General features: G+C 58.9%; 4 protein-coding genes. All 4 read left to right on the forward strand.

Annotated elements, in window-relative coordinates:
• The first annotated feature begins 294 nt into the window (after positions 1-294).
• The 4 genes from nadC to LHW45_10190 all read left to right on the forward strand — a co-directional run bounded on the left by nadC (position 295) and on the right by LHW45_10190 (position 11,249).
• Positions 295-1,116, forward strand: a complete 822-nt coding sequence (gene nadC, locus LHW45_10175) for a carboxylating nicotinate-nucleotide diphosphorylase (protein MCB5285937.1) — start codon at positions 295-297, stop codon at positions 1,114-1,116.
• Positions 1,117-1,118: 2 nt separating this feature from the next.
• Positions 1,119-1,832, forward strand: a complete 714-nt coding sequence (locus tag LHW45_10180; GenBank protein ID MCB5285938.1) for a C4-type zinc ribbon domain-containing protein — start codon at positions 1,119-1,121, stop codon at positions 1,830-1,832.
• Between the two features lie 283 nt (positions 1,833-2,115).
• On the forward strand, positions 2,116-7,929 hold the full coding sequence (locus LHW45_10185) for a carboxypeptidase regulatory-like domain-containing protein (protein ID MCB5285939.1): 5,814 nt from the start codon (positions 2,116-2,118) through the stop codon (positions 7,927-7,929).
• 248 nt (positions 7,930-8,177) lie between these two features.
• Complete coding sequence (locus LHW45_10190) at positions 8,178-11,249, forward strand: carboxypeptidase regulatory-like domain-containing protein (GenBank protein MCB5285940.1); 3,072 nt, start codon at positions 8,178-8,180, stop codon at positions 11,247-11,249.
• The last annotated feature ends 1,400 nt before the right edge of the window (positions 11,250-12,649 follow it).

Below are 12,649 nucleotides of genomic sequence, written 5' to 3' on the forward strand. Positions count from 1 at the left end.
CTCTGCCAAGTGATCAGAATCTGCCTGCAACGCGTCACCCACTACAACAAGTCACCATATAGAGCCGATCTGATCGAACCATGGCAAATGAAAATCAGGCTGGTATAAAAAAATGGGGGAATGCCAGGCAACATACTGCTTGACAAGATGGAGCCTTTGAGATTGCGTGGCACGCTGAAGAGGTTCAAAAACATATGTGTTCCCGAAACAAACAGATAAGTGACCTGACTGACAGCTTTTTTGGCAAGAAAGCATCTGCGCGCGCGGATGCTTTTTTTTTATCCCGGAGGAAACATGAACAGCAGTGAGATCATTCGCCTGGCCCTGGCTGAGGACATCGGCAGCGGCGACATCAGCACGGCCTATCTGGAGCTGGAACCCGTTCCCGAGCAGGCCTTCATGATCGCCAAAGCCAAAGGCGTGCTGGCCGGGCTCGACATCGCCCGCGAGGTTTTCCTCACCGTGGACAAAGGCCTCAAGATCACGCTCTACAACCGCGATGGGGACGATGTGAAGCCCGGCGCCGAGATCATGCGCGTGGAGGGCAATCCCGCCAGTATCCTGCAGGGCGAGCGCACCGCGCTGAATTTTCTGCAGAGGATGAGCGGCATCGCCACCCTCACCCGCGCCATGGTCCGCGAGCTGGAAGGCAGCCCTGTCCGTTTGCTTGACACCCGCAAAACCACACCGCTGCTGCGCGGCCTGGAAAAATACGCCGTGCGCGTGGGCGGAGGCTTCAACCACCGCTTTGGCCTCTACGACATGGTGATGCTGAAGGAAAACCACATCCGCGCCTGCGGCGGCATCTCGGAAGCCGTGACCCGCGTGAAGAAACACAACACCGCCCACAAGATCGAGGTGGAGGTTACCACCATCCAGGAACTTGAGGAAGCCGTACGCGCCGGAGTGGACAGGGTGATGCTGGACAACATGAACCTCACCCAGATCCGCGCCTGCGTGCGCCGCTTCGGCAAAAAGGTGGAACTCGAAGTTTCCGGCGGAGTTACCCTCGCCAACATCGCCAAACTGGCCCAGACGGGCGTACATTATATCTCCAGCGGCGCTCTGACGCATTCCTACCAGTCGCTGGACATCAGTCTTTTATTTAAGGAGTGACGATGGAAGAACAACTGCGCACCCTGGCAAAAATGCAGAAACTGGACGACCAGATCGGTGCCCTGAGGCTGCTGCAGCAACAGCTGCCCCAGGAACTAAACGACATCATCGAGCGGGTGGACGCCGCCACCGCGAACCTGCTGGGCAGCGAAACCGAACGCGCCGAAACCGAAAAGAAACAGCGCGCGCTGGAAGGCGAAATCAAACAAAACCAGGCCACCATCAAAAAATACGCCACCCAGCTTTCCGATATCAAGACCAATAAGGAATACAAAGCCCTGAACAGCGAGATCGCCTACCTGAAGGACAAGATCTCGGAGCTGGAAAGCCAGGAACTGGAACTGATGGAAGAAGAGAACATGGCCAAGCAGAAGGTGGAGCAGGACAAGAAAGACCTCGCGGCCGCGGAAATGACCAAGCGCGAACGCGAAGGCGACCTGCGCGAAAAGATCGAATCGCTGGACGCCGAGATCGACAAACTCCGCGCCGAACGCACCCAGCTGGCCCAGACCCTGCCCCAAAACCTCGTGCGCCAGTATGCCAACATGATCAAGAACAAGGGCAACTGCGCCGTGGTCTATGAGCGCAACGGGGCCTGCGGCGGCTGCGGATTCGTGATCCGGCCCCAGATCCGCATCGAACTGGAACTGCGCAAAAAAATCAATTTCTGTGAAAGTTGCGGCCGCATCCTGATGGAGGAATTCCCGGACCTCTGAACCCTCCCTGCCGGCGGCAACCGGCTTGGCCTGCAATTCTTTAGCGGGATTGGCCAATTTATTGCTTGACAGAAAAGCAGAACGAAAGTATTAGATTTTTTTCAGGCCCCTTGCGGGGGCGTTCATAGAGTGATTGAACATCCACTGAATGGTTTGATTGCGAACCAAGGAAAAAAATGTCAATATCAGGATACGGACGGGGCATCCTTGGTGCAGGGCTCTGACCGTCCGGTCAACTTTGAGGTACAACCCTAAATAATAAAATGGGAAAAGGAGATATCCTATGAAAAGAACCCTTCTTTTCGCGCTGCTGCTGATTTTTGCAATCGGCATGTTCAGCAACGTCTATGCCCAGATCAACGTTACCATAGGCAACGGAACCACCACCAACACCACCACCGGCGGTCCGGCCCCCTATGGCACCTGGTACAAAAATTTCCGCGAGCAATACCTCGTGCTTGCCTCGGAGATCGAAGACCAGGGCGGCGGACCCGGGAACATCAATTCGGTGGCCTTCAACGTGGCCGCCCTGAATACCTGTTCCCCCATGCCGAACTACACGATCCGGCTGAAACACACCACCCAGACAGCTCTCACCACCACTTTCGAAGACGGTACCTACCAAACCGTGTTCGTGCAGAACGATTTCCTGCCCGTGGTTGGCTGGAACACCCACACCTTCTCGGCTCCCTTTGTCTGGGACGGCACTTCGAACATCCTGGTCGATGTCTACACCTCGCTGATCCCGGGTGATTATACCCAGAACGCTTCGACTTACTATTCGACCACCACGTTCAACAGCTCGCTGCGCTTCCAAAGCGACACCGCTGAAGCCAGCACAGCCACCACCGGCACCACCAGCCTGAACCGCTCCAACATCAGGTTCAACATGGAAGCCCTGGTTGTTGACGAACCGCCCAACCCGGCGCAGATCGTCTCCCCGGCTGACGGCGCTGTCAATGTGATGACCTCCGCCACCCTCAACTGGGCTTCCGGCGGCGGCGCCCCCACGGGCTACAAGGTGCATTTCGGCACCACCAACCCGCCCCCCTTCATCCAAAACACCACTGAAACCACCTATGCCCCCACCCTGGCGATCAACACCACCTACTATTGGAAGATAATTCCTTTCAATGCCGAAGGTGACGCGGTCAACTGCCCGGTCTGGAGCTTCACCACCGGCGGCCCGGTGGTTACCATGACCAACGGCACCCAGTCCGTGACCGATGGCATGACCTATGCCTTCTATGATTCCGGCGGACCCGACGGCCAGTATCAAAACTCCGAGAACTATACCTTCACCTTCTCGGCCGCCAATCCCACCTCGATCATCCACGTGACCTTCACCTACTTCGATCTGGAATCCGGCTGGGACTACCTGAAGATCTACAACGGGCCGGACACCTCCGCCCCGCAGGTCGGCCCTGCTGCCGGCTACTCCGGCACCGCCCTGCCGGATGAACTGATCGGCTCCAACGCCGTGACCTTCGTCTTCACCTCCGACAGCTCGGTCCAGCGTAACGGCTGGGCGGCAGCGGTCAGCGCGGTGAACCTCGAACACGACCTCGGCGCGCAGAGCATTGCCGGCAACACCATCCCCTCAGTTGGTGATCCCACCACTTACACGGTGGCGGTGAAAAACAACGGCGCCAACACCGAGAACACCTACAGCGTGAAACTGATGGGCACCGGAAACGTGGAGCTTGCCTCCATTCCCGGCACCTCCATCGCTCCCCAGCAAACCATCGACTTTGCCATCACCTGGACCCCCTCCGCCACCGGCGCGATGGAGATCTGGGGCGAAGTGGTGCTGGCCAACGACGGCATCGCCTCCAACAACCAGACCCCGCACATGAACATCAGCGTGCAGGCCGTGGGCGTTGTGGCGGTCACCATCGGCGATGGCAGCCAAACCGGCCTCCTCCCGCTGAACTTCTTCTACAACAACAGCCTGTCCGAGACGGTCTATCCCGCCAACGAAATGAACATCGGCGGCCTGATCACAGGCATCCAGTACTACAACGACTTCACTCTGGCCGGCGGCCTGACGGACAAACCCACCAAGATCTGGATGGGCGAGATCGCCGATGCCGACCTCACAGCAGGATGGGTGCCCTCCACCAGCCTCACCTCCGTCTTTGACGGCCTGGTGGACTACCCCACGGGACAAAACGACATCAACATCACCCTGCAGACCCCGTACGTTTATGGCGGCGGCAACCTCGTGGTGATGGCGCAGCGTCCCATGGACACCGGCTGGTTCAGCGGAGTCAACTTCCGCACCCAGACCATCGGCACTTCCCGCACCCTGGCTGTCTATTCAGACGGCACCGCCTTCGATCCGGCCGCGCCCCCCGCCGGCACCGCCCCCACCGGTATGTTCCCCAAGACCACTTTCTTCCTGATCGTGGACGACATGGGAGCCCTTACCGGAACGGTCTTTGACGGCGCAACCCCTCTGCCCGGAGCGACGGTCTCCATCACCGGAACCCCTCTCACCACCACCACCGACGCCAACGGCGTTTACAACTTCCCCTACGTGATGATGGGTGCCCAAACCGTTGTGGCCACAAAACACGGCTACAACGAAGTTACCCACGCCGTCACCATCATCGAAGACCAAACCGTGACCCAGGACTTCGTGCTCACCCAGCTGCCCCAGGTCACCGTTACCGGACGCATCGTAGGCAGCGACCAGCCCACCGTGGGCCTGGCCGACGCCACCATCAACCTCACCGGTTACGATCCCTACCAGGCCACCACCAATGCCAGCGGCCAATTCACCATCACCGGCGTCTATGCCAGCCAAACTTACGAATACACAGCCCACGCCACGGGTTACCAGAACGCGACCGGCCAGGTCGTGGTCGGCACCACCAACGTGAACATGGACGACATCATCGTGAACGAACTGGCCTTCCCGCCCTATCAGGTGGTTGCCACTGAAGCCACCGACTATTCGAACGTGGCCCTCACCTGGATGGCCCCGGATCCCAACGCAGTGGGCGAATGGATCTACTACGACACCGGCCTGAACGAAGACAGCATCGGCCTCACCGCCGGCGGTGAATTCAGCGCCGCCATCCGCTTCCCGGCCTCCGCTCTCACCGACTATGCCGGCATGAGCCTCTACGCCATTTCCCTCTGGCCTGGCGATCCGGCCACCTACTCCCTGCGCGTCTGGACCGGTGGAACCCCCACCTCTCCCGGAACCCAGGTGGTTGACCAGCCCTTCACCGTACCCACCGCCGATGTGTTCCAGACCGTGCTGCTGGACAACCCCGTGGTTGTTTCCGGCACCGAGGAACTCTGGTTTGGCTACAACGTCACCCACACCGGGGGCATGTATCCCGCCGGCTGTGACGGCGGCCCTGCCCTGAACGGCTTCGGCAACATGATCTACAACGCCGGCGCCTGGTCCACCCTCTACGACCTGGCCCCGACCCTCAACTACAACTGGAACATCCGCGGCTACGTGGGCTTCTCGGCTCCCACCCGGGCTCCCGAAGTCACCCCGCTGGCCATGAAGACCGGTGCCTTTGGCGAAGCCAACGGCAACGACCGCGTCCTCGGCGGATACAAGGTCTGGCGCCTTCTGGCCGCGAACCAGGACAACGAGTCCCTCTGGACTCCGCTGACCCCCACCAACATCACCCCCACCAACTACACCGACAACGCCTGGGCCCCGCTGCCCTCCGGCGTTTACAAATATGCCGTCAAGGCTGTTTACACCAACGACGTGATGTCCCCTGCCGCCTTCTCCAACGAGATCCACAAAGGCATGATGGGAGTCCTGTCCGGAACCGTGACCGAATTCGGCACCAACGTTCCGATCGCCGGGGCCACCATCACCGCCGGCGACTACAGCGGCACCTCCGACGCCACCGGTAACTACTCCTTCGGCGTCTATCAGGGAACTTACACCGTCACCTGCGTGAAGACCGGCTACCAGGCTGGTTCCCAGGCCGGCGTGAGCATCACCGGGCTGCAAACCACAAACCTGAACTTCGTACTCACCGAGATCACCCTTCCCCCGGGAGCGGTGCAGGCAGTCGAAGCCAGCCCCAGCCTGGTCAACGTGACCTGGATGGAGCCCGGCAGCGGCACCGACATCTCTGAAGGTTTCGAAGGAACGGCCTTCCCGCCCACCGACTGGACCCAGATCATCAACAACACCGGCGCTGCCGGAACCACCGGCGTGTACCCCACCTGGTGCCAGGTCGGCGAAGTTGCCCTCACACCCGCGGTCCCGCCCCACACCGGAGCTTACCAGGCCGCCCTCTGGTGGGATTATGCCCATCAGGATGAATGGCTCATCACCCCTGAGTTCATCTGCCCTCCCGCCGCTGACCTCAACTTCTGGACCTATGTCTATCTGGGAAGTACCAACCTCGACCATTACAACGTGAAGGTTTCCACCGACGGCACCACCTGGACCACCCTCTGGGATGCCACCGCCCTCACCGGCGGCTGGAACTACTACGACACCCCCATCGCGGTCGATCTGGACAGCTATGCCGGCCAGGAGATCAAGCTTGCCTGGCAGGCTGTGGACGGCGACGGCCAGGGTCTCTGGTATGTCTGGTTCCTCGATGACATCGTGGTAGGCAATCCCACCACCACCCTGCGCTTCCCCGCCAGCTCCCTCACCCGCGTGAGCGCTGCCGGAAACGACCACCGCGCGCCTGAAACCGTGATGCCCAAGCGTCCCATCAGCCGCGAGATGATGCACTCATCCGGCCTGACCTCCGCCAACAAGGTCGCCAACGAGACCGTGGTCCGCGACGACCGCGTCCTCAACGGCTACAAGGTCTGGCGCCTGCTTCAGGGCCAGGAGAACAATGAATCCGCCTGGGTCCAGCTCACTCCGGACGTCATCACCGCCACTGCCTGGCAGGATGGCGGCTGGGGCAGCGTGCCCGACGGTAACTACAAGTGGGCCGTGAAAGCCATCTACACAGCTGGCGCCACCTCCACTCCCTCCTTCTCCAACGTCGTGCCGAAACAAACCCAGATCGGCACCATCGCCGGTATCGTCCGCAACCAGCAGAACGCCCCCATCATGGGCGCCACCGTCTCCTGCGGCGATGTGACCGCCACCACCAACGCCTCCGGCGCCTACAGCATGCAAGTGGTTGCCGGCACGCACAGCGTTACCGCCACCGCCGCCGGCTATGCCCCCGGCACCCAGACCGGCGTGATCGTGGTCACCGGCCAAACCACCACCGTGAACTTCCAGCTGGCTCCCAGCCAGGAACTGCTGGTGGACGGCTTCGAAAGCTACGACAACTTCGCCCTGGCCTTCGCGCCCTGGACCCTGGTGGACGTGGACATGAGCACCACCTACGGCATGACCGGGATCACCTGGCCAAACGCCTACGCGGCGATGGCCTACATGATCTTCGTGCCCAGCGCCACCACCCCCGCGGTCACCGACGCCGAACCCCACGGAGGCCTCAAACAGGCTGCCTGCTTCGCCAGCACCACGCCTCCCAACAACGACTGGCTGATCACCCCCGTGCTCAGCAACCCCGCCGAGATCAAGTTCTGGGCCCGCTCCTACACGGACGACTATGGCCTCGAGCGCTTCAAGGTGGGCGTGGGCACGGATACCAATCCCAACAACTTCACCATCATCAGCGGTACCAACTACATCTCCGCCCCGATCGACTGGACCGAGTACACCTACTCGCTGGCCGGCTATCCCGGCAACGTGTATGTGGGCATCCAGTGCCTCTCCAACGACGCCTTCATCTTCTTTGTGGATGACGTGCTCGTGATGGGCGGCACCGCGAATGAAGATCCGGGCGTGCCTGTGGTGGCCACCGAGCTGCACGGCAACTTCCCGAACCCCTTCAATCCGGAGACCACCATCCGCTACAGCGTGAAGGAAGCCACTCCCGTAACCATCGAGATCTACAACGTCAAGGGCCAGCTGGTGAAGACCCTCGTGAACGAAAGCAAGGCCAGCGGCAATTACTCCGCCACCTGGAACGGCCGCGACAACAACAACCTGCCTGTCTCCAGCGGCGTCTATTTCTACAAGATGTTCGCCGGCAAGTACAGCAGCACCAAAAAGATGATCCTGATGAAGTAATTCGTCAGATCTATAAGATCCCAACCCCGGAACGGTCCCCCGCTCCGGGGTTTTTGTTTTTTTTACGGATAGCCAAAATGATCAATCAGAAACAGTTCCGGCTCCATCCATCGCATTGACCAGGGAAGCGCGAAAAAATTGCTTTACAAAATTTCTGAGCCCGCGTTGATTGCCCTGAGTGCTGATCTTTACGTTAAACAGTTCCCACTGCTGAAAGCGGCAGAGATCACGCGCAAAGGAGTTTGCCCATGAAACGCCTGCTTTATGTTTTGGCGCTGGCCATGCTCACATTTTCCGTTCCTGCCGCCGCCCAGATGCTGGACGGGGATCCGGACCAGGGGTCCCGGGAGAGGGAAATAATCGCGGTGACGATCGGAAGCGGGGATCAGCAGGCCCTGATCCCTGTGAACATGTACTACCGCAGCAGCCTGTTCGAGACCATCTATCTGGCCAGCGAGATGAACGCCAGTGGGCAGATCACGGCCATTCGCTTCTACAACAACTTTTTCTCCAACCTTCCCAACAAACCCACGCAAGTCTGGTTGGGAGAAACCCCGCTCGCGGACCTTAGTAACGGTTGGATCCCTGCCAGCCAGCTGACCCAGGTGTTTTCCGGCGATGTGGCTTATCCTGCCGGGATGAATGAGATCACCGTCACGTTCGCCACGCCTTTTGCGTATGGCGGCGGAAACCTCGTGATGATGGTCTTCCGGCCCTGGGACGACGAATACTATATGTCCGTGGATTCATTTTTCGCCCAGACCGTTGGCTCCAACCGCTCTTTGAACACCTTCAACCACAATACCCCCATCGATCCGGATAATCCACCCACCACCGGGGTCACGGGCCAGTTTCCCAAAACCACCTTCTTTGTGGATGTTGCGGGAACGGGCGCGCTGGCCGGTAACGTCAGCAGCGGCCGCAATCCGCTGCCCGGGGCGGCGGTTTCCATCATCGGAACGAACTTTTCCGCCCTCACCGACGCGGCCGGAAACTACGGCTTCCCCTATGTCCCGCAGGGAACCTACACCATGATCGCGGGCAAGACCGGCTACGCGAACGAATTACACACCGTGACGATCACCGCGGACCAGACCAGCAGCCAGGATTTCGTGCTGGCGCCGCTGGGCCAGGTGTCAGTTTACGGCATGGTGGTGGGCAGTGACGCTCCCGGCGTTGGTTTGGCAGGCGCAGAGATCAGCCTTTCCGGCTACGCGGAATATGCCGCCAGCACAGATGCCGCAGGCCAGTTCCTGATCAGCGGAGTTTATGCCCCACAGCTTTACCTTCTCAGCGTCAGCGCGCCCGGCTACCAGACCGGTCAGTTGCAATTAGCAATAGGCTCGATCGATTACGACGTGGGCGTTTTGCTGCTGGTCGAGACCGCCTATCCTCCGCAGAATGTGGTGGCGACGGAATCCGCCTCTGGAAACTCTGTAAACCTGGCCTGGGAAGAACCCAATGTGGCTCTGGAAGGCTGGCTGCATTACGACAGCGGGGAGAACAACACCTCTTTCGGCACCGCGGGCTCGCTCAGTTTTGACGTCGCGGTCCGCTTTCCGCCAGCCGCGTTGGCCGACTATGCCGGAGGTTTTTTGCAGGCGGTGCGGATCTGGCCAGCCCAGGGAGGCAATTTCTCGGTGCGGGTCTGGACCGGCGGAGACGCTTCCCAGCCAGGCACCCTGGTGGTGGACCAGCCCATCATCCCGGTCCTCAATTCCTACAACACGGTTTCGCTGGATTTTCCCGTGCCGATCACTGGCACGGAAGAGCTGTGGTTCGGCTTCCTGTGCGACGTTACGGGAGTAAATCCCGCTTACGCGGGCATGGATTACGGTCCCGCGGCGGATGGCTTTGGCAACCTGATCCACTGGCAGGGCAACTGGACCACCCTGCTCGCCGTGAATGCCTATTGCGACTTCAATTGGAACATCCAGGGCTATGTGGGCCTCGATCCTCTCTCCGCGGTGACCGAGTTCACTCCTCTGGACCTGACCGATCCGGAACCCGAGCGCATAACCGCCTACATGGTCTGGCGCTTCCTGCAAGGCCAGGCCAACAATGAAGCCCTCTGGTGGAGCCTGACCCCTTCCCCCATCACCGCCACGACCTTCACGGACCCAGGCTGGTATGCCGTGCCGGACGGAACCTACTATTGGGCGGTGAAAGCAGTTTACCTCAACGGAGAGCTTTCCGAGCCGGCTTTTTCCAATCCGCTGGCCAAGGTCACCCAGGTCGGCACCATCGCCGGGATCGTGCGCAATCTGCAAACCGCCCCCATCATGGGTGCCACTGTCTCCTGCGGTGATGTGAGCGCCACCACCAATTCCAGCGGGGCTTACAGCATGCTGGTGGACAGCGGCACGCACAGCGTCACGGCCAGCCATCCGGAATACCATTCGGTCACCCAGGATGGCGTTGTGGTGACAACGGGACAGACCACCACGCTGCACTTCCAACTGGCGTATGATTGGCTCTTGGAAGGTTTCGAATCCTACGCCAATTTCGCGCTGGAGTTTGCCCCCTGGACCCTGGTGGACGTGGACCTGAGCGCCACCTATGGCATATACGGGGTCACCTGGCCCAGCGCCAACGCGGCAATGGCCTACATGATCTTCGTGCCTTCCGCCACCACTCCGCCCGTCACCGACGCCGAACCCCACGGCGGCCTCAAGATGGCGGCCTGCTTTGCCAGCACCACCCCTCCCAACAACGACTGGCTGATCACACCCTTGCTCAACCACCCCGCTGCGATCAGGTTTTGGGCCAAGAGTTACAACGCCGTTTACGGCCTCGAAAGGTTCAAGGTCGGAGTGTCCACCTCCGGAACTGACCCGACGGACTTCACCATCATCAGCGGCACCAACCATATTGAAGCCCCGACCGAGTGGACCGAATACACCTACGATTTGTGGAGCTACAACCATCTCGACATCTATGTCGGCATCCAGTGCGTGTCCGACGACGCCTACATCTTCCTTGTGGATGACGTGCACGAGATACCCCCTGTCGGCGATGATGGCGATTCGAGCCTGCCCGTCGTGTCCACCGAACTGCAGGGCAACTTCCCGAACCCCTTCCATCCGCAGACCACCATCCGCTACTGCGTGAAGGAAGCTTCGCCCGTGACCATCGGGATCTACAACGTCAAGGGCCAGCTGGTGAAAACCCTCGTCAGCGAAGCCAAGGCCAGCGGAAATTACTCCGCCACCTGGAACGGTCGCGACCACAGCAACCAGGCTGTCTCCAGCGGAGTCTATTTCTACCAGATGCGCGCCGGCAAGTACAGCAACACCAAAAAGATGATCCTGATGAAGTAATGCTTCAGAACCATAACCATCAACCCCTGAACGGGCACCCGCTCCGGGGTTTTGTTTGCTCAAGGGAAAATGGACATAGTGAAAAAGAGGCACTCTTTCAAACTGAGTGGGTGGAGGGATCGGCTGGATATAGACTTTCCAACGCCCTCTCCCGCTCCGTCATTCCGGGCGGTGAAGCTGGAGTCGAGCGAGTCACGAGCATCGGCTCCAACAGAGCCAGACCCGGAATCCAGACGGTCCTGGGAATGCCCTCAGAGCGTGTCGATACAGACTGCGTCTGTAGCGACCTCGCCTGGCGTCAGCGTCATGCCAGCGCAGGCTGGCATCCAGTTCTTTTTCTGGATCCCGGATCAAGTCCGGGATGACGCATTGGCTCTGTCGCGTCAAAGGGATCATTCCAAAACCAAGACCGAAGCAACACATTTCGGAACCTTCCCCAAGTCGAATTCACAGATTCGCAAGTTCCCTTCTTAGCAACCCCAGCAGAGGGTAAATGCAACATCCAGGACAAGAGACGAACATATATCCATATATTACATTTATATACCTATATAACTACTAATACCCACTAAATTAGTATATATTATGTTATATAGTATACATATCTATATCTTAGCTATTCTCCTCCTGGACCGGGGCAAAAAGGTCCGGAGCAAGGGAACTTGCGAATTTGCGAATCTGACACTCTCCGCAAATTCTCAAATTCCCAAGTACCCTTCTTAGCGACCCAGCAGAGGGTAAATGCTCCATCCGGGACAAGAGATGATTATATATCCATATATTACACATATATACCTATATAACTACTAATACCTACTAAATTAGTATATATTATGTTATCTAGTATATATATCAGCATCTTGGACATTATCCTCTTGGACCGGGGCAAAAGGGTCCGGAGAAAGGGAACTTGCGAATCTGTGAATTTGCCGCAGAGAGACCGAACTTATCGCCAGCGTCTAACCTCTTCTCCAGTCCCCCGGATAATCCCCGCCCAAAACGCGGCGATCAGGCGGGAGGCGCTTCCGGGGCCTGCGATCGGGGAACAGCAGCCGGGCAACCTCACAGCCGGGTCAGGATTTTCTGCCCCATGGGTGAAAGACGGAAGGCGGTGGCTTCAGCCACCGTGCGCGGAGATGGGTGTTCAGAGGCGGCCCAGACGCTGTCCGGCGCTTTCAAGCGCCGGTTGGCCTGGTGGCTCCGGATCGATAGGGGCTTTTCACATAGGGAAAAAGCAGTGAGATTTGCGTTTGCCCGCCCTTTGTTTATACCTATCAAGACCTTTGCACATAATCCTCAGGGTCTGGTTAAAAAGTAAGAGCATTTAGGATCAAAAAGTAGTTTTTGAAATCTGCAAATAATTCTTGACAAAATAGATAGGCTCATATTTTGTCACTCTA

It is taken from the genome of Candidatus Cloacimonadota bacterium (assembly GCA_020532085.1).
GTDB lineage: Bacteria > Cloacimonadota > Cloacimonadia > Cloacimonadales > Cloacimonadaceae > Syntrophosphaera.

Coding starts and splice junctions, on each gene's coding strand:
- LHW45_10185 (MCB5285939.1), top strand. CDS start 2,116: ATGAAAAGAACCCTTCTTTTCGCGCTGCTGCTGATTTTTGCAATCGGC.
- nadC (MCB5285937.1), top strand. CDS start 295: ATGAACAGCAGTGAGATCATTCGCCTGGCCCTGGCTGAGGACATCGGC.
- LHW45_10180 (MCB5285938.1), top strand. CDS start 1,119: ATGGAAGAACAACTGCGCACCCTGGCAAAAATGCAGAAACTGGACGAC.
- LHW45_10190 (MCB5285940.1), top strand. CDS start 8,178: ATGAAACGCCTGCTTTATGTTTTGGCGCTGGCCATGCTCACATTTTCC.